General features: G+C 63.5%; 22 protein-coding genes. 8 read left to right on the top strand and 14 right to left on the bottom strand.

Going from position 1 to position 21,992, the window contains the following annotated elements; translation table 11 throughout:
- Positions 1-236 precede the first annotated feature (236 nt).
- Positions 237-1,019 carry a hypothetical protein gene (locus tag EHH60_RS27895; protein ID WP_199752090.1) on the top strand — a complete coding sequence of 261 codons (783 nt, stop codon included), beginning with the start codon at positions 237-239 and terminating at the stop codon, positions 1,017-1,019.
- 52 nt (positions 1,020-1,071) lie between these two features.
- Here the strand turns inward: EHH60_RS27895 and sseA are convergent, their stop codons facing one another.
- From sseA to EHH60_RS27880, 3 genes are all read right to left on the bottom strand, one after another.
- The gene (gene sseA, locus EHH60_RS27890) at positions 1,072-1,923 is read right to left on the bottom strand and encodes a 3-mercaptopyruvate sulfurtransferase (protein ID WP_124162588.1); all 852 of its coding nucleotides are present in this window, start codon (positions 1,921-1,923) and stop codon (positions 1,072-1,074) included.
- Positions 1,924-2,018: 95 nt separating this feature from the next.
- Positions 2,019-2,432: a rhodanese-like domain-containing protein gene (locus EHH60_RS27885; protein ID WP_124162587.1), complete on the bottom strand. Its 414-nt coding sequence runs from the start codon at positions 2,430-2,432 to the stop codon at positions 2,019-2,021.
- 209 nt (positions 2,433-2,641) lie between these two features.
- Positions 2,642-3,817, bottom strand: a complete 1,176-nt coding sequence (locus EHH60_RS27880; protein ID WP_036042143.1) for a vWA domain-containing protein — start codon at positions 3,815-3,817, stop codon at positions 2,642-2,644.
- 123 nt (positions 3,818-3,940) lie between these two features.
- Here EHH60_RS27880 and EHH60_RS27875 point away from each other — a divergent pair, with 123 nt between their 5' ends.
- Together EHH60_RS27875 and EHH60_RS27870 are read left to right on the top strand one after the other, a co-directional pair.
- Positions 3,941-4,186 (top strand): GlsB/YeaQ/YmgE family stress response membrane protein, encoded by a 246-nt coding sequence (locus EHH60_RS27875; RefSeq protein WP_124162586.1) that lies wholly within the window; start codon positions 3,941-3,943, stop codon positions 4,184-4,186.
- Positions 4,187-4,280: 94 nt separating this feature from the next.
- The gene (locus EHH60_RS27870) at positions 4,281-5,123 is read left to right on the top strand and encodes an AAA family ATPase (RefSeq protein ID WP_024339458.1); all 843 of its coding nucleotides are present in this window, start codon (positions 4,281-4,283) and stop codon (positions 5,121-5,123) included.
- An 803-nt stretch (positions 5,124-5,926) separates the two neighbouring features.
- On the opposite strand, the gene EHH60_RS27860 is transcribed toward EHH60_RS27870, so the two are convergent.
- The 4 genes from EHH60_RS27860 to EHH60_RS27845 all read right to left on the bottom strand — a co-directional run bounded on the left by EHH60_RS27860 (position 5,927) and on the right by EHH60_RS27845 (position 8,760).
- Positions 5,927-7,300, bottom strand: a complete 1,374-nt coding sequence (locus EHH60_RS27860; RefSeq protein ID WP_245454605.1) for an IS1182 family transposase — start codon at positions 7,298-7,300, stop codon at positions 5,927-5,929.
- 20 nt (positions 7,301-7,320) lie between these two features.
- Positions 7,321-7,521 (bottom strand): hypothetical protein, encoded by a 201-nt coding sequence (locus tag EHH60_RS27855; protein WP_124162584.1) that lies wholly within the window; start codon positions 7,519-7,521, stop codon positions 7,321-7,323.
- Between the two features lie 82 nt (positions 7,522-7,603).
- Positions 7,604-8,350 carry a DUF5958 family protein gene (locus EHH60_RS27850; RefSeq protein ID WP_158626781.1) on the bottom strand — a complete coding sequence of 249 codons (747 nt, stop codon included), beginning with the start codon at positions 8,348-8,350 and terminating at the stop codon, positions 7,604-7,606.
- Positions 8,344-8,760, bottom strand: a complete 417-nt coding sequence (locus EHH60_RS27845) for a hypothetical protein (protein ID WP_124162582.1) — start codon at positions 8,758-8,760, stop codon at positions 8,344-8,346. Before EHH60_RS27845 ends, EHH60_RS27850 begins: the two co-directional genes overlap by 7 nt.
- Before the next feature lie 144 nt (positions 8,761-8,904).
- On the opposite strand from EHH60_RS27845, the gene EHH60_RS27840 reads away from it, so the two are divergent.
- Both EHH60_RS27840 and EHH60_RS27835 read left to right on the top strand, forming a co-directional pair.
- Entirely contained in the window at positions 8,905-9,090 is a 186-nt protein-coding gene (locus EHH60_RS27840; protein ID WP_124162581.1) for a hypothetical protein, read from the top strand.
- A gap of 99 nt (positions 9,091-9,189) precedes the next feature.
- Positions 9,190-9,483: a hypothetical protein gene (locus EHH60_RS27835; RefSeq protein WP_124162580.1), complete on the top strand. Its 294-nt coding sequence runs from the start codon at positions 9,190-9,192 to the stop codon at positions 9,481-9,483.
- A 158-nt stretch (positions 9,484-9,641) separates the two neighbouring features.
- Here EHH60_RS27835 and EHH60_RS27830 read toward each other — a convergent pair whose 3' ends face one another.
- The 4 genes from EHH60_RS27830 to EHH60_RS27815 form a co-directional block, all read right to left on the bottom strand.
- Positions 9,642-11,288 carry a GMC family oxidoreductase gene (locus EHH60_RS27830; RefSeq protein WP_124162579.1) on the bottom strand — a complete coding sequence of 549 codons (1,647 nt, stop codon included), beginning with the start codon at positions 11,286-11,288 and terminating at the stop codon, positions 9,642-9,644.
- A 16-nt stretch (positions 11,289-11,304) separates the two neighbouring features.
- Positions 11,305-11,898: a GNAT family N-acetyltransferase gene (locus EHH60_RS27825; RefSeq protein ID WP_124162578.1), complete on the bottom strand. Its 594-nt coding sequence runs from the start codon at positions 11,896-11,898 to the stop codon at positions 11,305-11,307.
- Between the two features lie 109 nt (positions 11,899-12,007).
- Positions 12,008-12,946 carry an SMP-30/gluconolactonase/LRE family protein gene (locus EHH60_RS27820; RefSeq protein ID WP_124162577.1) on the bottom strand — a complete coding sequence of 313 codons (939 nt, stop codon included), beginning with the start codon at positions 12,944-12,946 and terminating at the stop codon, positions 12,008-12,010.
- 242 nt (positions 12,947-13,188) lie between these two features.
- A complete protein-coding gene (locus tag EHH60_RS27815) occupies positions 13,189-14,034 on the bottom strand; it encodes an AraC family transcriptional regulator (protein WP_124162576.1) in 846 nt (281 codons plus the stop codon).
- Positions 14,035-14,206: 172 nt separating this feature from the next.
- Here EHH60_RS27815 and EHH60_RS27810 point away from each other — a divergent pair, with 172 nt between their 5' ends.
- Entirely contained in the window at positions 14,207-15,310 is a 1,104-nt protein-coding gene (locus EHH60_RS27810) for a mandelate racemase/muconate lactonizing enzyme family protein (protein WP_124162575.1), read from the top strand.
- Between the two features lie 9 nt (positions 15,311-15,319).
- Here the strand turns inward: EHH60_RS27810 and EHH60_RS27805 are convergent, their stop codons facing one another.
- Positions 15,320-15,676 carry a hypothetical protein gene (locus EHH60_RS27805; RefSeq protein WP_124162574.1) on the bottom strand — a complete coding sequence of 119 codons (357 nt, stop codon included), beginning with the start codon at positions 15,674-15,676 and terminating at the stop codon, positions 15,320-15,322.
- A 184-nt stretch (positions 15,677-15,860) separates the two neighbouring features.
- Between EHH60_RS27805 and EHH60_RS27800 the strand changes: the two genes are divergently transcribed.
- Positions 15,861-16,085 (top strand): hypothetical protein, encoded by a 225-nt coding sequence (locus EHH60_RS27800; protein ID WP_024339451.1) that lies wholly within the window; start codon positions 15,861-15,863, stop codon positions 16,083-16,085.
- Positions 16,086-16,365: 280 nt separating this feature from the next.
- Here EHH60_RS27800 and EHH60_RS27795 read toward each other — a convergent pair whose 3' ends face one another.
- Positions 16,366-17,022, bottom strand: a complete 657-nt coding sequence (locus EHH60_RS27795) for a glutathione S-transferase family protein (protein ID WP_124162573.1) — start codon at positions 17,020-17,022, stop codon at positions 16,366-16,368.
- A gap of 150 nt (positions 17,023-17,172) precedes the next feature.
- Between EHH60_RS27795 and EHH60_RS27790 the strand changes: the two genes are divergently transcribed.
- The gene (locus tag EHH60_RS27790) at positions 17,173-18,396 is read left to right on the top strand and encodes a polyhydroxyalkanoate depolymerase (protein ID WP_124162572.1); all 1,224 of its coding nucleotides are present in this window, start codon (positions 17,173-17,175) and stop codon (positions 18,394-18,396) included.
- A 37-nt stretch (positions 18,397-18,433) separates the two neighbouring features.
- Here the strand turns inward: EHH60_RS27790 and EHH60_RS27785 are convergent, their stop codons facing one another.
- Positions 18,434-21,763, bottom strand: a complete 3,330-nt coding sequence (locus EHH60_RS27785; protein WP_199752084.1) for an adenylate/guanylate cyclase domain-containing protein — start codon at positions 21,761-21,763, stop codon at positions 18,434-18,436.
- Positions 21,764-21,992 lie beyond the last annotated feature (229 nt).

Below are 21,992 nucleotides of genomic sequence, written 5' to 3'. Positions count from 1 at the left end.
TGCCCCGTTGCATCACGGGGCTGAAATCGTATTGCGCCATCAATCGCCGCGTTATTCGGCCGTGATTTTAACGGAACGACGCGGGAGCGTTGCGATATGGTCGAATCAGCGTGATTCGCCACCTTTTCGAGCTCCGATCCCGCGTGGCGAACGCGGCAATCAGTACCGACACCGCGTTCAGATGCCTCTTGGGCCCCGGTCACGTCGCCGCTGGGGCGGAAATTCGCAATCGCTCGATGCTTCCCGGCTTTCGCTTCCTGTTTGCCGCGATCCTGTTGTCAACCTCCATCCTGGTGTTCGGCCTGGGAGCCGCCGCGCTGCTGCGGGCGACCCATCAGCAGTATGTCAGCAACCCCGCCTGGCGGAATGGCCCGCAGGAGCAGGTGTTTGCGCAAGTGCCCGAACCGGCCCGGCCTGTGCTCGCGGTATTGCGCATCGAGCCGGAGTTGAGCGCCGAGCCGGCGCCGTCCCTGCGCGACCAGGTGCCGACCATCGGGCTGCCGGCGAGCGAGCCCGAGCAGGTGGCCGCGCTGACGGCCGAAGCCGATCCGCAGCCCGAGGCCGTGGCGCCCCCAGCCGAAGTCTCGGCTGTCGAGCCAGCCGAACCCGAAGCAACCGTGGAGGCCGCAGCGCCAGCTTCCACCGACACGCTGACCCCGGCCGATACCACGGCCCCGATGCCCGAGGCCAACCCTGCCACAGCTGCCAGCGAACCAGCGCCTGCTGACCCCGGTGCCGCCCTCGCCTCCCCGGCGCTCGACGCCGCCGCGGCCAAGCTGGCCGCACTGAACGAGCCAGCGACGACGGCCGTGAAGGAGCCGCCGGCGAAGGCCAAAGCCGACAGCAAGGCCAACAGCAAGACCGACAGCAACGCCTCCGACAGCAAGGCGGCCAAACGCAAGGCGCAGGCGAAGAAGCGGCACCGCGTGGTGCGACGTCCGCCGCCTCAGCAGTTGCAGCAACAGCTCGATCCGTTTGGACAGCAGACCTTCGCGACGACAACCACACGCACGCGGTGAGGACGTGGATGGCCGGATCAAGCCCGGCCATGACGATGTGGAAGCAGCGAGGCTACGCCGGCCCCGTCGCGATCGGCGGGCCGCCGGCCTGGCCCCATTCCGACCACGAGCCGTCATAGAGCGCGGTGTCGGTGATGCCGAGGCGATAGAGCGCGAGCGTCAGCACGCCGGCCGATACGCCCGAGCCGCAGCTGGTCACGATCGGCGCATCGAGCTTGACGCCAGCGGCCGTGAAGGCGGCGCGGAGCTCATCGAGCGGCTTCATCTCGCCGGTCGCGGCATCGAACAGCAGGTTGTAGGGCACGTTGCGAGCGCCGGGGATGTGGCCGGAGCGGATGCCCGGACGCGGCTCCGGCGCGCGGCCCTCGAAACGGTCGGCGGCGCGCGCATCGATCACCTGCTCCTTGCGGTTTTCGACATTGGCGATCAGCTGCTGCATGCTGCGCACGCGTTTTGAATCGTAGCTGGCCTTGAATGTCGCAGGCTTCGGCTTGACCTCACCGCTCTCGACCGGGCGGCCCTCGGCGCGCCACTTCTTGAGGCCGCCATTGAGGATGCGCACATTGCCGTGGCCATAGGACAGGAACATCCACCACGCGCGGGGCGCGGCGACCCAGCCGCCGGCATCGTAGAGCACGACGGTATCGGCATTGGAGATACCGAGATTGCCGACGTCGCGGCCGAACTGCTCCGCGCTCGGAAACATGTGCGGCAGCGGGTTGGAATGATCCGACACCGCATCGACGTCGAAGAACACCGCGCCCGGCAGATGCGCGGCGAGGTAGTCGTCCTTCGGCAGCGGCAGCACGCCCGGCAGCTTGAAGCTGGCGTCGAGGAGCTTGACGTTGGCGTCGCCCATGTGCGCGGCGAGCCATTCGGTGGAGACGAGAGGGTCGGTTGTCATGCGTCTGTACTCTCCAGGCGTCATTGCCGGGCTTGCCCCGGCAATCCATCCTTCTTGAAATGATGGACACGCGGGTCAAGCCCGCGTGTGACAAGTTACCCCTTCTTCTTCGGCTCCCACTTCTCCGTGGGCCCGCCGGCGTCGCGCCAGGCGGCGTAGCCGCCGGCGATGTGGGCGACGGGTTTGAGGCCCATGTCCTGCGCGGTCTTGGCCGCGAGCGCGGAGCGCAAGCCGCCGGCGCAGTGGAACACGAACTTCTTGTCCTCCTGGAAGATCGGCTTTGCGTAGGGGCTCTGCGGATCGATCCAGAATTCCAGCATGCCGCGGGTGCAGGCGAAGGCGCCGGGAATGCGGCCGTCGCGCTCGATCTCGCGGGGGTCGCGGATGTCGACGATGACGACATCGCCGTTCTTGGAGATCTCGATCGCGTCCTTGGCTGTTAGCGTTTCGATCTCGCCATTGGCCTCGTCGATCAGCGCCTTGATGCCGCGGGTGATGGTCTGGGGCATGTGGTTCTCCCTCTTGTTACGTCGACGTCCCGGGCGAACTGCCGGATGTGGGGGTCACCTCTCCCGCTTGCGGGAGAGGTCGCGGAGCGAAGCTACGCGGGTGAGGGCTCTCTCCTCTCGGGGGACGTCGCTCGTGGAGAGAACCCTCTCCCCAACCCTCCCCCGCAGGCGGGGGAGGGAGCGCAGTCCCGTCGCCGCTCACTCGTGCATCAATGCGTCAATTCCTTCATCGCAGCTTCCAGCCCCTCGATCGTGATCGGGTACATCCGGTTGGCGAAGATGCGCTTGATGATGGTGGTGGATTCCGAATAGTCCCAGTGCTTTTGCTGCACCGGGTTCAGCCACACGGTGTGCGGATAGGTGCGGATGATGCGGTCGAGCCAGACCGAGCCGGGCTCCTCGTTGACGTGCTCGACCGAGCCGCCGGGCACCATGATCTCGTAAGGCGACATCGAGGCGTCGCCGACGAACACGACCTTGTAGTCGTGCGGATATTTGTGCAGCACGTCCCAGGTCGGCGTGCGGTCGGTGAAGCGGCGCTTGTTCTGCTTCCACACGCCCTCATAGAGGCAATTGTGGAAGTAGAAATACTCCATATGCTTGAACTCGCTCTTCGCCGCCGAGAACAGCTCCTCGACCTGCTCGATATGCGCGTCCATCGAGCCGCCGATGTCGAAGAACACCAGCAGCTTCACTGCGTTGCGCCGCTCGGGGCGCATGTGCACGTCGAGATAGCCGTGATTGGCGGTCTCGCGGATGGTGGTGTCGAGGTCGAGTTCGTCCGGCGCGCCGGTGCGCGCGAACTTGCGCAGGCGGCGCAGCGCCACCTTGATGTTACGGATGCCGAGCTCGACATTGCCGTCGAGATCCTTGAACTCGCGCTTGTCCCACACCTTCACGGCGCGGTTGTTGCGGTTCTTCTCCTGCCCGATGCGCACGCCTTCGGGATTGTAGCCGTGGGCGCCGAACGGCGAGGTGCCGGCGGTGCCGATCCATTTCGAGCCGCCCTGGTGACGGCCCTTCTGCTCCTCGAGGCGCTTCTTCAGGGTCTCCATGAGCTTGTCCCAGCCCATGGCCTCGATCTGCTTCTTCTCTTCTTCCGTCAGGTACTTTTCCGCGAGCTTCTTCAGCCACTCCTCGGGGATCTCCGCCTTGTCCATGGCCTCGAGCAGGCTTTCCAGCCCCTTGAAAACGGTGCCGAAGACGCGGTCGAACTTGTCGAGGTTGCGCTCGTCCTTCACCAGGGAGGCGCGCGACAGGTAGTAGAAATTTTCGACCGTGTAGTCCGCGAGGTCAGCGTCGAGCGCCTCCATCAGCGTGAGGTATTCGCGCAGCGTCACGGGGACCTGCGCATCGCGCAGAGAGGTGAAGAATTGCAGGAACATGGGTGACAGATTGCCCGTCGGGGGGCGAACGTCAAGGGGCGTAGACCGCCGCGGGACGCTGGACCGGCAGGCTTTTTGCTCTAGAATTGGCGACATCAAGGGGTTGTTTGGGGGACGTTTCCAATGGGAATTCTCGCAGCACTGATCATCGGTGCCATCGCCGGCTGGCTCGCGGGCAAGATTGTCCACGGGGCGGGATTTGGACTGGTCGGCAACATCGTCGTCGGCATCATCGGCGCACTGGTTGCGGGCTGGGTGCTGCCCCAGCTCCACATCCAGCTCGCCACCGGCACGGTCGGCGCCATCGTGAACGCCACGATCGGCGCGGTGATTGTGCTCGTCATCCTTTCGCTGATAAAACGGGTCTGAAAGCCTGACCGAACCAGGAACGGCCGCGATGCGCGGCCGTTCGCTTGTCGTGACGAAGGCATTGCCTCACGACGACGACCAACAAGGACGCGCGATGAAGTTTACCGGCACCAAGGACTATGTTGCGACCGACGATCTCAAGGTCGCCGTCAATGCCTCGATCGTGCTCGAGCGCCCGCTCCTGGTGAAGGGCGAGCCCGGCACCGGCAAGACGGTGCTGGCGGAGGAAGTGGCGAAGGCGCTGAACGCGCCGCTTTTGACCTGGCACATCAAGTCCACCACCAAGGCGCAGCAGGGCCTCTACGAATACGACGCGGTGTCGCGCCTGCGCGACAGCCAGCTCGGCGATGCCCGCGTGTCCGACATCAAGAACTACATCAAGCGCGGCAAGCTGTGGGAGGCCTTCACGGCCGAGCAGCGCCCGGTGCTCCTGATCGACGAGATCGACAAGGCCGACATCGAATTCCCCAACGACCTGCTACTCGAACTCGACCGCATGGAATTCCATGTCTACGAGACCGGCGAGACGATCAAGGCGAAGCAGCGCCCGATCATGATGATCACCTCCAACAACGAGAAGGAGCTGCCGGACGCCTTCCTGCGCCGCTGCTTCTTCCATTACATCAAGTTCCCCGACGCCGACACGATGGGTCGCATCGTCGACGTCCACTTCCCCGGCATCAAGAAGCGCCTGGTCGAGGAAGCCCTGCGCATCTTCTTCGAGGTGCGCGAGGTGCCCGGCCTGAAGAAGAAGCCGTCGACCTCCGAGCTCTTGGACTGGCTCAAGCTGCTGCTCAACGAAGACATGAGCGCCGAACAGCTGCGCGAACGCGACCCGCGAAAACTGATCCCGCCGCTGCACGGCGCGCTGCTGAAGAACGAGCAGGACGTGCATCTGTTCGAGCGGCTGGCGTTCTTGAGCAGAAGGGAAGTGTAGGAAGACTTGTAGGATGGGTGGAGCGAAGCGAAACCCATCAAGCTCTTCCCGCGATGTTGAAGTTGATGGGCTTCGCTTCGCTCTACCCATCCTACGGCGACATTGACCTGCAGACACGGCTTCGCAGCCTCGCGGCTCATCTCGCCCGAGCTTTGCTTCATTCCATCGCCCCAAAAGAAAGAGGGCGCAGGGAAGACCGGGTGCCGACGGGCACCCGCGGTCCGCTGCGCGAAAAGCACACGCAGAGAAACCGCACAGCAGCATACAGGTGTCGCCGATCACTCGGCCTTCCCTGCGCGATGGTCGGACGGCTTATGCCGCGCTCTCCCGGGAGCCGAATTCCCTCTGGCCTCCCTCGCCCCGCGAATTGACGATGCCGTCTGCCCGGTTGGGCTCGCGCGCATCTCCGCAAAGGGCTTGACCGTAGCAACGACGGCCAGGACCACACGGTTTTGCCGTACGCACGGCCCGCCATTTCGCCGCAGTTTTCCCGACCTGTCGCCAGAGCCGGAAACTTACAGACGAGACGAGCCTAGCAGCGCCGTTCGTCCGCACGTGGCCGCGAGCTCACAGAGACTACCCGCCCTGCCCGCACCTTCCGTGCCGACGCTGCCGCGTCCACCGCAACCCGGCCCGCGTTTCGAACGACTCGCGAACCGCCCCTCTTCGTCAGGCCGGGCTGTTTTGATGTATGCTCAAATTCCGAATTTCGGTAAAGTGGAATATTTTTGAGCGGAGGGGTTGACGCCGTTGCGGGGTGTTTTGCCCGACGAGGCTGAGCAAGAATTGGTTCGTTGGCGGTCCTAGGCCGTAGCGGATGGGGTGATTGCGAGCGGGGACTGAAATATTCGCCAGAAGGTCGCTAGAGCAACCTTTATGCCCTGCAGGAGGGCTGCGAGGGTGCATCGGCAAGGAGCAAGCGTCTTTGCGAGTGCGGCCAGAAACGTGTCGAACCCAAGGATGTTGAGCACGCGAGTGAAGTTGTAGCAAAGCGCCATCAGGCTCCACTCGCCGCGGACCTTGTCGAAGCCGCGGACCAGGAAATGACGATAGCCGGCACGGCATTTGAGCGTGCCAAACGGATGCTCGACGATGCCAGAGCGACGGCGCATCAGTTCGCCTGCGCCTTGCATCCGCGCGCGATGACGTTCAAGAACGTCTTCATGCTCCCAGCGACCGATCGTCCGGTAGGCTGCGTTTGAGCCGAGGCAGCGGACCTTGAGCGGGCAGGTCCTGCAGATCACTCCACGCGCCGCGTAGCGGATCTCGATGCGGCCACTGGTGTTCTTTTGCCTGCTCTTCATCGGATGTAGCAGTTGGCCGGCGGGACAACGGTAGGTGTCGGATGCACCGTCATAGTCGAAATCCTTGAGGGCAAAGCGGCCTTCCTTCTCGAGCCGAGCGTTGCCCTCCGGCACCGGCACATAGGCCGTGATGCCATCGTCCTCGCAGGCCTTCAGCTCGAGACTGCTGTAATACCCCTCATCAGCCAGCGCCTGGAGGGACTTGACCTCAAGGGCCTTTTTTGCCGCGATGGCCATCGCATGCAGCTGGCCGACATCGCTGCTGTCGTTGACCACCTCGCTGGCGACAATGAGCTTGTGCTTGTCGTCGACGGCGGTCTGCACATTGTAGCCTGCGACCCCCTGGCTGCTCTTGACCAGAAGCCGGGCATCCGGATCGGTCAGGCACAGCTGCGTCTGGCCGCTCTCTTCCAGTCGAGCAAGATCAGCTTGTGCGCGCGAGCGCTTGGCCATCAGCGCCGCGACCTTCGCGCCGATGTCGCCGCTATCTCCGCCGCCGCCGTCGGGCCCATCCTTGCCCGGCTTCCTGGCTTCTGCGGCATCATTGTCCTCAAGGGACTTGCCGTAAGCCTCGATCTCCTGGTCAAGCTTTGCGATCTGATCGGCAAGCCTCTTGCGTGTAAAGACGCTGGCCTTGCTGGCGTCGCCATGGAAAAACGAGCCGTCAATCGCAACAACGCTGCCGCCGACGAGACCGAGTTCGCGCATCAGCAGCACGAAGCTGCGGTTGGCCTCCTTCAGAGCCGCCCAGTTCTCCTTGCGGAAGTTGGCGATCGTTCGATAACCCGGCTTCAATCCCTTCAGCAGCCAGATCAGTTCCAGATTGCGGCCAGCTTCCCGTTCCAACCGACGCGACGACCGGATTTGGTTGATGTAGCCGTAAAGGTACAGCTTCAGCAGATCGGCCGGATCGTACGGCGGCTGGCCGCCTTGCGATCAGCGTGGCGAAAGCCGAGCTTGGCAAGGTCGAGGACGCCAACGAAGCTCTCGATCGCCCGGACCGGGTTGTCCGCCCCGACATAGTCCTCAACCCGCGCAGGAAGCAGACTGAGTTGTTCTCGGCTCTCGCCCGTCTTGAATGTGCGATTCGTCATGAACAGAATCGTACATCAACTCCCCAAAATGCCGAGTTCTTGCTCAGACTCGACGGGCAAAGCGGGATGAACGATCAAGGCCTCAAGCCCGAGAATTGCGAGGCCAGCGCCCTTTTGCCGCACCGAAAAGAAGCTTCACCGTCATCGGCACCTTGGTTCTCCGTCCAACGAGCGTCTTCACCAGGCCGTTCAGCTCAAACCCTTCCCCGCCGAAATACATGTCAAAATCGAATTCCGACATGTCGACGTTGAACTGATCAGCAAATCGACGCACGAACTCTCGCGCGTCATCTCCGTCGACGCTCAAATCCCAAGCGACGTCGGTGCCAAGCGCGATCTGCTTGCGCGTCAACGTCTCTGTCCGGACAAAAGAAATCAGGCTTTCCAAAAGCCATGCTTCCCGTGTTCGCTTGATGTCATTCACGACGTCCGAGTCGCTCAAGTCCCTGTGCCACCAATGGTTTATGTGATCCAGCGGCTGCTCCTTTCGTCGCCTGCCGTCTGCAGCGGCGAGCAACTTGATGAGGAGCCGAAACACGCGAGGCAGCTCAAACTCCGGAAGCGTCGCGACCTTCGCCAATTGAACCCGAAGGTTGGGCATTGCGATCAGGACGCACGGCGTAAGCGTCGGCTTCAGCTGCGACTCCGCAATTGCAACTGCCACATCTTCAGGCTTAGGCTTCGCCTGCAATATGAAGCTATTCAAGCCACGAAGCAGCCTGCGCTTGTTGTCCTCGCTCTGCGCGCTGAACCAAGCTTCCCCTTCTGCATCGTTTGCGATCCCCTGCGCCAATTGGTTCAACAGGATTTCTTCGTCGACATTCAGCATCGTGCCACCCATGGCAGCGCTGCCCCCCAGCCCACGATGAAGTCATGATGATTGCAGCAAAGAAGATAGCTCGCCTCCTCGTCACAGACATAGAATTCGAGCGGCGGGCAATCCTCTAAAACGCGAAGCAGGTCCGCACCGCACGAAAACTTCCAGATCGATCGGGCGCCTTCCAGAAACATCAAACACTGGGTCGCCCCTACATATTTCGGGATCAGCTCCCACCCATCGGGCCTCTGCCTTCCTTCGCTTTGGGCGGATGGGGCTCGATCCCATGGCGCGTGGCTCGTCACGTCGATACCAAGCCGCTCCAGCACCCTGATCACGATGCTCCGTCTCTCCGCTTCATTCAGCCCGGCGGCTTGCACGCCCGTATTCACAATCGCTGAAGCAACATGGTCAAAGCTCATCGTTCTGCTCAATCAGGGTGGATCTAGCTGTCGCCCAATTCCGGGCTACGTCAAATCAGCTTCTGCCCGCCACTTGTCCATCGACTCGAAAATGACAGTTCTGGGCCAGCTTGGATGAGGCTCCTTCTTGCCGGACTACGTCAGATGAACTTCGGCTACTCTTCCATCTCTCGACGAGATCAGAATGTCGTCGCAGTCATCGCGCCTAGCGAGCACCGCGATATCCCAACCGACAATCGGGTGGCCATCTCCAGCTTCTTTCCTCAACTCCTCTTCGATGAGGAGTCGCTCGTGCTCGTCTACGACCTGACGCCAAGGCTCGACGTATGAGTTGTCCAATGCAATCCCCCTGCGACACTTCGCACGTGCTTGGCTAACCGAGACGCGCGCCTCATAATCTCCAGGAAGTATCCGGAAGGAAAGATCGAAATGCGAGGCTCATCTCTCGAACTACCCGCGGACTTTGACGAATACGGTTGGGAAGTCGAAGCGAAGGGATGGTTTTCCCAGGCCCGGATCATTGCGTCAGGGGTACGCTACCAGATCAACTTCTATGATCAGGCGCGCCTCGGCCAAGAGATACAAGACGAGTTGGCGCGCGGCCGCGCCTTGTGTGAGCCCAACTTGGTCATCGTGCCCTCTGTGACACGCGCCCATATGGAAGCGGCTGCGGAGGAGCTGGTGCGGTCGGGCGAGGTGCACTCGCTCGTCGCTGAGCCATAAGCAAGATGGGCTACCGAGGCCTCGCAGCGGCACCGTAGGGTGGCTAGCGTCAGCGTAACCCACCTCTTTTGTCTCCGCATCGACAGAAGTGGTGGGTTACGCCGCGCGACTGCGCTTCGCGCAGCCCGCTCGCTAACCCACCCTACGCAGTGGGCTCTTCACGCCACCGCGGCCTCCGGGATCCGCGCGGCTTCCATCGGCGCCTTGCCGCGGATCAGGTCGGAGGCACGGTCGGCGATCATCATCGTCGAGGCGTTGAGGTTGGCCGAAATCATGCGCGGCATGACGGAGGCATCGATGACGCGGAGGCCTTCGAGACCGTGGACGCGGAGCTGGTCGTCGACCACCGCCCAGGTCGAATCCGCCGGGCCCATGCGGCAGGTGCAGCCGGGGTGGAAGGTGGTGGTGCCGCGCTGGGTGGCGGCTGCCAGGAATTCGTCGTCGGTGTTGACGTTGGGGCCGGGGAAATCCTCGTAGGCGTAATAGGGCGAGAGCGGAGCGGACTTCAAAAGCCTCCGCGCGAGCTTCATGCCACCGACGATGACGCGGCGGTCGAGCTCGGCATCGAGATAGTTGGTCTGGATGATCGGCGGCGCGAACGGATCGCTTGAGCGGATGCGGACGTAACCGCGGCTCTCGGGACGCTGCTGCCAGGAGGCCACCGTCATGCCGGGCTCGTCCTCGAGCTGGCCCTGCACGCCCTCCTTGTAGCTTGCGGGCGTGAAGGTGAGCTGGAGGTCGGAGCTCTCGGCGCTCTCGCCGGAATGCCAGAAGCAATAGACCATGGTCGGCGACAGCGACAGCAGGCCGCGGCGCGCGGTCGCCCATTTCAGTGCCTCGACCCAGAGCGAGAGGCCGCGGCGGAGCTCGTTGATGGTCTTGATGTCCTTCACCCGCGCCACCGTGCGCGGGGCGTAATGGTCCTGCAGGCCTTCGCCGACGGGGAGCGCGTGACGTACCGCGATGCCGTGCTGCTGCAGCAGATCCGGCGAGCCGATGCCGGAGAGCTGCAAGAGCTGCGGCGAATTATAGCTGCCGCCGGAGAGGATCACCTCCTTGTTGGCGCGCACCTCGACAGGATGACCGCCACGGCCTCCCTTCATGTAGCGCACGCCGACGGCGCGCTTGCCCTCGAAGATGATCTCGGTCGCGTGCGCATGGGTGTGCACATGCACGTTCGGCCGCTTCATCGCCGGCTTGAGGAACGCCGTGGCCGCGGAGACGCGCAGGCCGTTGTTGATGGTGCGCTGGCAGTAGGAGACGCCTTCCTGGGTCTTGCCGTTGTAATCGGGGTTGCGGGGAATGCCGAGCGAGACCGCGCCCTCCATGAAGGCCTCGCAGAGCGGATCGCGCCAGTCCATGGTGGTGACCGTGAGGCCGCCCTCGCGGCCGCGATAAGTGTCCTCGCCCTCGCCGACGCGCTTCTCCAGCCGCCGGAAGTACGGCAGCACATCGGCATAGCCCCAGCCGCGATTGCCCATCTGCGCCCAGGTGTCGAAATCCATGCGCTGGCCGCGATTGTAGATATGGCCGTTGATCGAGGACGAGCCGCCGAGCGTCTTGCCGCGCGGCGCGTAGATGCTGCGCCCGCCGGTCCAGGGCCCCGGCTCCTGCTGGTAGGCCCAGTTGATGCTCTTCATGTGGAAGGTCTTGATGAAGCCTGCCGGCAAATGGATGTAGGGGTGCCAATCCCTCGGGCCCGCCTCAAGCACGCAGACGCTGGTGTTCGGGTCCTCGCTGAGGCGGCTGGTGAGCACGCAACCGGCCGAGCCGGCGCCGACGATCACATAATCAAATCTATCCATGGTGCCTCGGCCGCTCCTAGCGCGGCTTGTCGTTGAGTTGGAATTCCAGATGCGCCTGCACCGTCGGCCATTCGGCGGCGGTGATGCTGTAGACCACGGTGTCGCGCAGCGTGCCGTTCGGCGCGATCTGATGGCTGCGCAGAATGCCGTCCTGCTTGGCGCCCAGGCGCTCGATGGCGCGGCGGCTCTGGTGGTTGAAGAAGTGCGTGCGGAACTCGACCGCGATGCAGTTCAGCGTCTCGAAGGCATGGCGCAGCAGCAGCAGCTTGCACTGCGTGTTGAGTGGGCCGCGCTGCGCGCTCATTGCGTACCAGGTCGAGCCGATCTCGACGCGGCGGTTGGCGGCATCGATGTTCATGTAGGTGGTCATGCCGACGATCCGGCCGCCGACATCGAATACGGTGAAGGGCAGCATCGAGCCCGCGGCCTGCAGGCCTAAGCGGCGGTCGATCTCCTTGCCCATGTTCTCCGGCAGCGGGATCGCGGTGTACCAGAGCTTCGACAGCTCCCCGTCCTTGACGGCCGCGACCAGCCCCTCGCGATGATCATGCGACAGCGGCTCCAGACGGGCGTGCTGTCCGCGCAGGGTGATGGGGTCGGGCCAGGGCATCGAGGTCTCTTTCCGTTGTCATTGCGAGCGAAGCGAAGCAATCCAGAATCTTACCTCGGAGGCAGTCTGGATTGCTTCGTCGCTTCGCTCCTCGCAATGACGGCTTGGCTCACTTGTTCAAAAAATTCAACGGCAAACCACCGCGCGGCCAGTCCATGGCGACGAGCTCGCCCTTGCCCGACAGCGTGATGTAGGCGGTCTTCAACTCGGGACCGCCGAAGGCGATGTTGGTGGTGACGCGGTCGCCGGTCGGAACCTGCTCGACCAGGGTGCCGTCAGGCGCGATCACCGAGATGCAGCCGGAGACGAGGGTGGCGACGCAGACATTGCCGCCTCCCTCCACCGCGAGCGAATCGAACATCTGGTAGCCGCCGAGGCCGCAGATCGGCTTCCCCCGCTCGCCGCGGTAGATTACGTCGCGCGGCTTGAGCGTGCCCGGCGCGGAGAGTTCATAGGCCCAAAGCCGCCCCGTCGGCGTCTCCGCGATGTAGACGGTGTTCTCGTCCGGCGAGAGACCGATACCGTTGGCCGGCAGGATCCCGTGCACGACCTCCACGATCTCGCTCATGCCGGGCTTGAGGTAATACATGCCGCCGACGTCCATCTCGCGCGCACGGCGCTTGCCGAGATCGGAGAACCAGAGGCCGCCCTGCCTGTCGAAGACGAGGTCGTTCGGCCCGCGCAGATCATGCGCGCCGCATTTGGTTACGACGGTTTCGACCTTGCCCGTCTGCAAATCGACGCGCTGGATCGAGCCGCCGAGATAATCGTCGGGCTGCGGGCCCGGCATGATCATGTTGCGGGTCGGGATCCAGGAGAAGCCGCCATTGTTGCAGATGTACATCTTGCCGTCGGGGCCGAGCGCGGCGCCGTTGGGGCCACCCGGCACCTTGGCGACGATCTCCTTGCGTCCGTCGGGATAGACGCGGGTCAGGCGCTGGCCGCGGATCTCCACCAGCACCACCGAGCCGTCCGGCATCACGACGGGGCCTTCAGGAAACTCGAGGTCGGTGGCGAGAACGCGGATGTTGGCCGTGGCATTCGACATTGGGACCCTCCCGGCTGCTTGTTATGGCTTGCACGGGATGTCCGGCACGGGCCCCATACGCAAGATTTGGCCGCGGTTATGACAAAGTCGCCTCGGCTTGCCAAGCAAGCGGGATGGTATGCCAGCGTTGCGCTGCAAAGCGCGATGAGAGTCATCGCGCTTTGCCTTATCGCTCGAGCATGATCCCTTCGGGAAACCGCCGCACACTTCGCGCTGACGCGGCCCTTCGGGTCCGGATCGTGCTATTCCCTCACCGGCAGCCAGATCTCGAAACCGCCATTGCCGGTTGCAGGATCGAACGCCTCATCGTAGCGTTCGAAATTCGGTGCGTCCGCGGCTCTGAGCCCGGATGCCGGCAGCCACTGATTCCAGATCGTGTTCACGGTGCGTCGGATCGAAGCGACGTGCTCGGCATGCGTGAACACAGCATAGCGCTGCTCGGGAATACGGATGCGGCCGAAGCGGCGCGGCAGGTCGGAGAAATCGGCGACCTCGACCCCAGCTATGTAGTCGAAATTGCCGGCATCATCGCCGTTGCAGCAGACGCCGTAGGCGACTTGAATTTTTCCTTGGCCGACCCGCGCGGGGATGTCGGCGACCTCCTGATTGAAGCGGTGCCACAAGCCGGGAATCACGGCGCCGTTGTCGCAGGAGATGCGCTCGGCGGGGCCAGCGACCAGGAAGGCCTTTGCCGTCTCGAAACGCGGTGGGGCAAGATGGTCGAGCATGGTGGAATTCATGGGGATCGGCTCCCGAAGCTTGAGCTGGCTCACGCACGTTGCCGCTCTCACCGCTTCGGGCGTGGTGCCGAAATGGTCGCGGAACGCGCGGGTGAAGGCTTCGTGCGAGCCGTAGTCGGCCTCCAGGGCCAGTGACAGGATGTCGGGGGCGCCCTTTGCAAGACTGCGCGCGGCCTCCGTCAGCCGGCGCGCGCGCACGTAACGCATCACCGGCAGACCGGTGGCTGCGGCAAACGCACGCACGATGTGGAACCGCGACACGCCGGAGATCGCCGCGATCTCGTCGAGCGTCATCGGCTCGGCCAGATGGCTCTCGATATACCAGAGCGCGCGCTGGGCTGGATTCATGGCGGTTCAGGCTCTCGTTCGAAGCGCTGCGATGATGCGCCGCTCAGCAGCGCTCTGCTTGACCGGCATTGCTGTCCTTCGCATGAGGATAGTCCGGCAATCGCCACTGGCAACGCCCCGGCGTTCGTGGCTACACTTGTTGAAACCGCTCACGAGAAAGAGGAATCGGGTCATGGAGATCACCGATGTGCGGGCGCACCATATCCGCATCCCCTATGACGCCGGTGTCGCAAGCTTCCGCCAGGGTGCTTCCGCGATTTCCGCGCTCGACATGGTGCTCGTCGAGGTCACGACCGATTCCGGGCTGACCGGCTGGGGCGATGCCTTCGCCTATGTCTGCCCCCGCACCACGCGCAGCGCCGTCGAGGAGATGATCGCGCCGCAGGCCCGCGGGCTGAAGGTGCCGGATGCTGCCGGCATTCCCGCGATGATGGAACAGATCCAGCGCAATCTGCATCTGTTCGGCCGCTACGGCATCACCATGTTCGCGATCTCCGGGCTCGATATCGCATTGTGGGACCTGGCCGCGAAGGCCGAAGGCGTGCCGCTGCATCGTTTGCTTGGCGAGATCAGGCGCACGGCGATTCCGGCTTACGCGAGCCTCTTGCGGATCGGCTCGCCCGGCAACATCGCCGACGAATGCCGGAAGGCGCTGGCGCTCGGCTATGGCGCGATCAAGCTGCACGAGACCACGGCGCCGGCAGTATTCGCCGCGCGCGAGGCAATCGGGCCAGCCATTCCGCTGATGGTCGACATGAACTGTCCCCTGACGGGCGAGCAGGCGATCGCGTTCGCGAAAACATGCCGGGAGGCACAGCCGATGTTTCTGGAGGAGCCGGTCTGGCCACCGGAAGACTTTGCCATGCTTGCCGAGGTGCGCAGCAAGGGCGGGCTCGGCATCGCCGCCGGCGAGAATGCCTGCACGGAATATCAATTCCGCCAGATGATGGATGCGGGCGCGGTCAGCCACGCCCAGCCCTCGGTCATCAAGGTCGGAGGCATCACGGAATTCCAGAAGGTCGCAGGCCTTGCCGATCGCCTCGGCGTCAAGATCGTCCCGCACTCCCCCTACTTTGGCCCCGGCCTGCTGGCGACGCTTCATCTGCTCGCGACGCGCGACGACGGGCTGGTCGAGATGTTCTATCTCAAGCGCGAAGCCTGCCTCTGGGGCGGCCGCGCCGATGTCGATGCTACCGGCCATGTCGCGGTGCCGGCGGGACCCGGGCTCGGCTACGAGCCTGATCGTGCCGTGATGGAGCGCTATCGCGTCGCGTGATCGGCGCGCTTATTTCGCCGCGTCCTTGGGTGGCGGCGCGTCCTGCTTCTTCTTCAGGTCCTCGGCCGTCTTCACCTGCGCGGCCTGGAGGTCGGCGAGCGTCTTCTGCAGGCCGGCAAGGCTCGTCTTCAGCGCATCGATCTGGCGATTGGCGGCGTCCAGCCTCTGCTGATGATCGAGGGTGAGCTTGTTGATCGTCTTCTGCAGGAAATCGACGTTGCTCTGGAGACAGCTGGTGCGACGCTCCATGGTCTTCTCGACCGTGCAGATCTCGATGCCGGGCACGTCCTGCGCGCGAAGCGGCAACGGCGCCAGCGCTGCGAGCAGCAATATCGCGAAACAAATGCCAGCGTTTCGAAGCAGCATGAAAGTTCCTCGTCCAATCGATCACGGCAATGTGCGCTGTTTGCGCGGCGCAGCGCGACGCTACCACACTCGTACCGCATTCTCGCGTTGAGCTTGCGTCCGTTCCCTTGGACGGGGAACGATGATCCGCACGCGGAGGAAGTGGGCGCTCTTTCCGCGGCTTTGTTTAGGGGAGATTTTTGGAATGGCAACGCGCGACAGACGTTTGGCGGAATTCGACGGAGCCGGAGAACCACCGCCGGGCCTGCCACTCGAAGTGCTCTGCGAGGATCACAGCGGAACATATCAGCTTCCGTTCGCCTGCCGCTACGTCGAGGGACGCTGGCAGAACCACGAGGCCGGCATTGCTGTCGAAGCAACTGTCATCGGCTGGCGCCTGCCGCGCGTGAAGCAGCGCGGGGCCGCCTGAGAGCGGTCTCTGTTTCAAAATGCGACGGCGCCGCGCTCCACCTTAACCTTCGGAACGCGGCCCGAACGAATCGCGTCCGAATCAGCCGAGAGGCCGTGTACGCACCTGTTCACGGCTAGATATCGACGCGGCTCTGCAGGCGCGTACAATATCTGCGCACCATGCGGGAAAGCCCGGGCCTGTCACCGGCGCGAAAGGTTAATCGCGGCAAGGGTATCGCGGTGAGGCCGCCGCGAGAGGACCCCCGCCCCCTAAACAGGCAGGGCCGCGCAACACCTGCCTAATATTCGACCTCGAGCTCCTCGATCTCGGCTGGCTCCTCCTTCGCCGCCGCGATCCATTCCTGCATCTCTGGCATGGCCATGATGGTATCGGCATAGGCCTTCAGGCGCGGCTCGAGCCTGACGTCATAGGTCACAAAGCGCGTCACCACCGGGGCGTACATGGCATCCGCCATGGTGCGCTGCGCGCCGAACAGGAAGGGGCCGCCCGATGTCTCCAGACAGTCGCGCCAGATGGACCAGACGCGGTCGATGTCGGCCTGCGCGCGCGACCAGATCTTGAAGCCGGGAAAGTGTCCTTTCAGGTTGACCGGCAGCGAGGCGCGCAACGTGGTGAAACCGGAATGAATTTCGCCTGAGATCGAGCGGCAATGGGCGCGCTGGATACGGTCGGCCGGCAGCAGGCCGGCGGCCGGCATCACCTCGTTGAGATATTCGGCGATCGCCAGCGTGTCCCAGACAACGGCACCCTCGTGCCGCAGGCACGGTACCAGGATCGAGGACGACAGCAGCAAAATCTCGGCGCGTGCCGACGGATCGTCCGGCGCGGTGACGATCTCCTCGAAATCGAGCCCTGAGAATTTCGTCAGCAGCCAGCCACGCAGCGACCAGGACGAGTAGTTCTTGCTGCTGATGGTCAGTGTCGCCTTCGCCATGTGGCCTCTTCCTTGGTCCCGACTTCAGCCCGGCCCGCTCTGTGCTTTCCGTGTCATGAGCAGCAAGCGACGTGCCAATTCTGCGGCGACCCAGACTGCCGTCTGGCGTCCTTATTGCATGGCAGCACGGGACGGGATGGGCGTTTCAGCATGATGTCGATGTTTTATCAGGCCTTTCAAAACCACATGGACCTGACGGCGCCATGGCGCGCAGGGGCCTCGTCGGCACTCAAATTCCTCAATCTGGTGCCGCAGGGCAGGTCGGATCAGGTGGTCGGCCGGCTGTCGGCCGCGCTGGAGCTGATCTCGCGCTCCACTCTGACCTATGACCGGCCGGCCTACGGCATCGACAGTGTCATGGTCGGCAACCGCGAGATCGCCGTTACCGAGGAGATCGCCTACGCGACGCCGTTCGGCTCGCTGCTGCGTTTTCGCAAGGACGGCGTCGGCGAGCAGCCGCGCATGCTGCTGGTGGCGCCGATGTCCGGCCATTTCGCCACGCTGCTGCGCGGCACTGTGAAGACACTGCTCCAGGACCACGACGTCTACATCACCGACTGGCACAACCCGCGCGACATTCCGCGCAGCGAGGGCCGCTTCGGGCTCGACGACTACACTGAGCACCTGATCGATTTCCTCGGACAGCTCGGTCCGCGTCCGCACATGGTCGCGATCTGCCAGCCTTCGGTGTCGGCGCTCGCGGCCGCGGCGATCATGTGCGAGGACAACCATCCCTCGCGCCCGGCGACGCTGACGCTGATGGCGGGCCCGATCGACACGCGGATCCAGCCGACCAGGGTCAACGACTTTGCCAAGAGCAAGCCGATTGAATGGTTCGAGCGCAATTTGATCAATTACGTGCCGATGCAGTGCCGCGGCGCGATGCGGAAAGTCTATCCCGGCTTCGTGCAGCTCACCGCCTTCGTCTCGATGAATCTCGAGCGTCACATCAAGCAGCATCTCGACCTCGCCAGCCACATCGCCAAGGGCGAGAAGGAGAAGGCCGCGACGATCAAGACGTTCTACGACGAATATTTTGCCGTGATGGACCTGCCGGCCGAGTTCTACATCGAGACGGTGCGCGACGTGTTCCAGGAGCATCTCTTGCCGCAGGGCAAGCTGATGCATCGCGGCCGTCCCGTGAACGCCAAAGCCATCAGCCGCATGGGCCTGATGACGGTCGAGGGCGAGAAGGACGACATCTGCTCGATCGGCCAGACCCTCGCCGCCCAGGACCTCTGCACCGGCGTCCGCGCCTATCGCCGCGTCCACCACATGCAGGCCGGCGTCGGCCATTACGGCGTGTTCTCCGGCAAGCGCTGGAACAACGAGATCTATCCGCTGCTGCGGGATTTCGTGCACGTGAATTCGTGACCGACATCCCCTGACGCGCAGGCGTTCCGGCACATCGTCAATGCTCCTGCCTGAGCAGCTCTTTCGCCTCCTCGACTTCGGGAAGACTTCGCTCCGCATCGAATTCGGCGAGCACGGGAGCGAGCACTTCGGATGTCGCGCCCATTCGACCACGCCTCTTGTGCAGGCGCGCAAGTCCAACGGCGCTGCGCAGCTCGAAAGTCTTCGTATGCTGGCCTCGTGCGATTTCCAGCGCTCGCGTGAGAGCATTCTCGGCACCGGCATCGTCGGGAGCGTTGCGGCGCAACAAAAGCTCGCCATGGACGCGGTGCAGCTCGGCATCAAGCCAACGCTGACCGGACTGTCCCGTCCAGGCGATCAATTCGCTCAAGATTTCCAGCCCGGTTTCGACATGGCCGACCTCTGCGTCCGCCATGGCGACATGCATTCCCCAAAACGGTTCGCAGAGGTAGCAATCGTTCTCGTGCAGCAAGGTCCAGCCGTGACGCATATCCGCCAGCCCGGCCATTCGGTCGCCGGCACGCCACTTGGCGAGGCCATTCAGGTAGGTGCCGGCGGCAACGTACAGGGGCATCGTATGGTCGCGCGCGAGACCGAGCGCCAGGATCGTCTCTGTCTGTTGCAACATGCCCCCGCACAGTCCGTCGAACACGGCGCGATGAACAAGCGCATTGGCCTGGGAAAGCGCCCGCTTTTCTCCTGAAGCACTCACCGCTTCCGCGGCGAGCCTGCGCGCGCGAGCGATGGTGCCGAGCGGCCAGAGCACCAGGGCGAGAAATCGCATGATCACGAACGGGAGATCCAGCGCCGAAGCCCTGAAGGTCGAGGGATCCGGTTCGGCCCAATAGATCGCCAGCGCCCGCTCGAGATGCGTTCGCGCGTTCAAGTAGTCGCCTCCGAACCAGCAGGTAACGCCGCCAGTCCAATGAGCAACGACGGCGGCCACCGGCGAATCTGGCCGTCGATCGGCGGCGATCCTGATGGCATCCGCAAGCTCCCGCATCGGAGCGAGTTCGCCGTGGGTCAGGCAGGCATTGAAGAGGCCCGAATGGACCGGCGCAAGTTCAATGGGATCATCGATACCGGCTGCGAAACGTCGCGCGCGCGTCCATGCCGCTACCGTTTCGGGAGCGTTATGGCCAAGGCCTCCCCGCAATGCACGGCCATAATCGATTTGAAGATGCAGCCTGCTCATCATCCGGCCGGGATCATCAGACAGCTCATCGGCGGCCGCAATCGCCTTGCCGAGATGCGCGATCGCCTCGTAATAGGCCGAGCGCTTGAGCGCCTGCTGGCCTGCCTTGCGCCACCATTCGAGGGCGATCTCGCTCAGTCCCGCCTCAGTGAAGTGGTGCGCCAGCACTTCCGGCTCGGTCTCGGCCACGGCTGGAAACTTCTCACGCAGGACATCACCGATGCGCTTGTGAAGTACCTGCCGTTTGCTCTTGAGCAGGCCCTCGTAGGCTGCCTCCTGAACGAGAGCGTGCCTGAAGCTATAATTTGCTTCAGGCGGAGTTCCGCGACGCACCAGCAGTTCGGCGTCTTCGAGCTGCACCAGCGCGGCGCCCAGCGTCAGATCGTCACGTCCCGCCACATATCTCAGCAGCGCGTACGAAAATTCGCGGCCGATGGCGGCGCCTATTTGCGCCACCTCTTTGACCGGAGCCAGCCGGTCGAGCCGCGCCATCAGCGAATCCTGCAGCGTTGCGGGAATGGCGAGCGGCGGGAGCGGACTATCGAGGCGATAGCGCCCGGATTCCTCCACGAGCATTCCGGACTCCAGCACCATCTTGGTCAGTTCTTCGACGAATAGCGGGACGCCATCCGTCTTGTCGATGATCTGCTTCATCATCTCGCGTGGGAGCTGGCGCCCAACCGCCACCTGCTCGACCAGCGCGCGCGTGTCCTGCCGGTCCAGCCGGTCCAGCCGCAACAGACTGACGTTGGCAAGGCCCGACCAGGAGGGCTCGAACTCCGGCCGAGCTGTCATCAGCACGAGTATCGGCAGCCCCCTGATCCGGTCGACCCCGAGATCGAACAGTTCCAGTGTCGTGGCATCGGCCCAATGCATATCCTCGCAGATAATCAGCAGGGGCTGCTCTCGCGCCAACCCCTCGAGCTGATCGAGAAGCGCAGCAAATGTCTGTCGCCGTTGTTGCGCCGGGCTCAAACCGAGCGACGGATAACGGTCGCCGGTTGGAATGGAAAGGAGAGCCGCAATGAGCGGCGTCGCTCGGGCGACTTGCTGTGTTCCAAGCGCCAGCATTGCCTCGAGCTTTTCGAGCTTTTGCTCTGACGTGTCGTGAGAGCGGATGCCGGCTGCGCGCTCGAGTTGCGCAACAAAGGGATGGAGCGCGCTGTTGGTGTGGTAGGGCGAACACTGATATCGCACCCGCCTGTGCGCCTCCAACGCGGGGCTCTCAGACAGCGTTGCGACCATGCGTGACTTGCCAATGCCCGCTTCGCCAGAAATCAACACCATCTGGCCATGTCCCTGCCATGCCAGCCGCTGGCGCGAGAGCGTGAACTCGATCTCTTCCCTGCGACCGACAAAACCGATCGAGCGCGCCGCGCGGACCGCTTCGAAGCGGCTCTCCGATGCGATCGCCCCCTCGACCGCCCAGACCGCGATGGGTTCGGCTATTCCCTTGACCTCGCGGCGGCCGAGATTGCGAAAAGTGAAGAGATCTCCCAGCAGCCGGCGCGTGGACGAGGCAACGACGACCACCCCAGGCTCCGCCAGGCTCTGGAGCCGGGCGGCGAGGTTTGGTGTATCGCCGATCGTTCCGTGCTCCTCTGACGCGTCTCCGCTGATGAGGTCGCCAACCACCACAAGCCCGGTTGCGATTGCGATTCGCAGTTCAACCCGTTCGCCATCACCTGTGTTGAGTTGCCCAACCGCAGAGATCGTGTCGAGGCCCGCTCGCACCGCCCGTTCCGCATCATCCTCGTGGGCGCGGGGATAGCCGAAATAGACCAGTATTCCGTCACCGACGAACCGGGCTATCCTGCCATCATAAGCAGCAACAACGCTCGCACAGGCGGCGCGGTAGGCGCGGATCACCTCCCACATGTCCTCGGGATCGAGACGCGCCGAGAGCGCAGTCGAGCCGACCAGATCGCAGAACATGACGGTGAGGTGACGCCGTTCGGCGTCCTGAGGAGGAACGGGCGATGCGATCAACGCGGCTGGATCGAGGTCCGCAATAGCACGCAACATTTTGCGGCGATGGCCGAGCAGGACTCCGAGCTGACTGAAGTCCTCGTCCATCAGTTCGGGAAGGACCCCTATGTCGATCCCATTTTGGGCAAAACGCTCTGCGTATTGCTCAAGCCCCAGCTTCTCGAGCCACTCCGCAATCTGCATTGACTCCACCGATCGCGTGGTTGGCGGTTAGCAGAATTTTGGACCACGGCACGCGGGACAATATACCAACGTCACCATGATGGCACGTCTTGTTTGTTGCGCGATGGCTTAGGTTTCTCAATACCGATACCGCTTTCAAGCAGTGACGCTGCTCGATGCGAACGGATTTGCTACTAAACATCGTTGGCACGCAGCGTTGGACGGCAGGGTTGCAATGAGTCGTCGTTCC

Origin of the sequence: Bradyrhizobium sp. RP6 (assembly GCF_003837805.1) — a bacterium.
Lineage (GTDB): Bacteria > Pseudomonadota > Alphaproteobacteria > Rhizobiales > Xanthobacteraceae > Bradyrhizobium.
The sequence above is the reverse complement of the archived record's forward strand: the minus strand, read 5'-3'. Positions and strand labels throughout refer to the sequence as shown.

Coding starts and splice junctions, on each gene's coding strand:
- EHH60_RS27810 (WP_124162575.1), top strand. CDS start 14,207: ATGGAGATCACCGATGTGCGGGCGCACCATATCCGCATCCCCTATGAC.
- EHH60_RS27800 (WP_024339451.1), top strand. CDS start 15,861: ATGGCAACGCGCGACAGACGTTTGGCGGAATTCGACGGAGCCGGAGAA.
- EHH60_RS27825 (WP_124162578.1), bottom strand. CDS start 11,898: ATGCCCTGGCCCGACCCCATCACCCTGCGCGGACAGCACGCCCGTCTG.
- EHH60_RS27850 (WP_158626781.1), bottom strand. CDS start 8,350: ATGCTGAATGTCGACGAAGAAATCCTGTTGAACCAATTGGCGCAGGGG.
- EHH60_RS27855 (WP_124162584.1), bottom strand. CDS start 7,521: ATGACGAATCGCACATTCAAGACGGGCGAGAGCCGAGAACAACTCAGT.
- EHH60_RS27835 (WP_124162580.1), top strand. CDS start 9,190: ATGCGAGGCTCATCTCTCGAACTACCCGCGGACTTTGACGAATACGGT.
- EHH60_RS27815 (WP_124162576.1), bottom strand. CDS start 14,034: ATGAATCCAGCCCAGCGCGCGCTCTGGTATATCGAGAGCCATCTGGCC.
- EHH60_RS27785 (WP_199752084.1), bottom strand. CDS start 21,763: ATGCAGATTGCGGAGTGGCTCGAGAAGCTGGGGCTTGAGCAATACGCA.
- EHH60_RS27830 (WP_124162579.1), bottom strand. CDS start 11,288: ATGGATAGATTTGATTATGTGATCGTCGGCGCCGGCTCGGCCGGTTGC.
- EHH60_RS27895 (WP_199752090.1), top strand. CDS start 237: ATGCTTCCCGGCTTTCGCTTCCTGTTTGCCGCGATCCTGTTGTCAACC.
- EHH60_RS27790 (WP_124162572.1), top strand. CDS start 17,173: ATGATGTCGATGTTTTATCAGGCCTTTCAAAACCACATGGACCTGACG.
- EHH60_RS27840 (WP_124162581.1), top strand. CDS start 8,905: ATGAACTTCGGCTACTCTTCCATCTCTCGACGAGATCAGAATGTCGTC.
- EHH60_RS27820 (WP_124162577.1), bottom strand. CDS start 12,946: ATGTCGAATGCCACGGCCAACATCCGCGTTCTCGCCACCGACCTCGAG.
- EHH60_RS27875 (WP_124162586.1), top strand. CDS start 3,941: ATGGGAATTCTCGCAGCACTGATCATCGGTGCCATCGCCGGCTGGCTC.
- EHH60_RS27880 (WP_036042143.1), bottom strand. CDS start 3,817: ATGTTCCTGCAATTCTTCACCTCTCTGCGCGATGCGCAGGTCCCCGTG.
- sseA (WP_124162588.1), bottom strand. CDS start 1,923: ATGACAACCGACCCTCTCGTCTCCACCGAATGGCTCGCCGCGCACATG.
- EHH60_RS27795 (WP_124162573.1), bottom strand. CDS start 17,022: ATGGCGAAGGCGACACTGACCATCAGCAGCAAGAACTACTCGTCCTGG.
- EHH60_RS27870 (WP_024339458.1), top strand. CDS start 4,281: ATGAAGTTTACCGGCACCAAGGACTATGTTGCGACCGACGATCTCAAG.
- EHH60_RS27845 (WP_124162582.1), bottom strand. CDS start 8,760: ATGAGCTTTGACCATGTTGCTTCAGCGATTGTGAATACGGGCGTGCAA.
- EHH60_RS27885 (WP_124162587.1), bottom strand. CDS start 2,432: ATGCCCCAGACCATCACCCGCGGCATCAAGGCGCTGATCGACGAGGCC.
- EHH60_RS27805 (WP_124162574.1), bottom strand. CDS start 15,676: ATGCTGCTTCGAAACGCTGGCATTTGTTTCGCGATATTGCTGCTCGCA.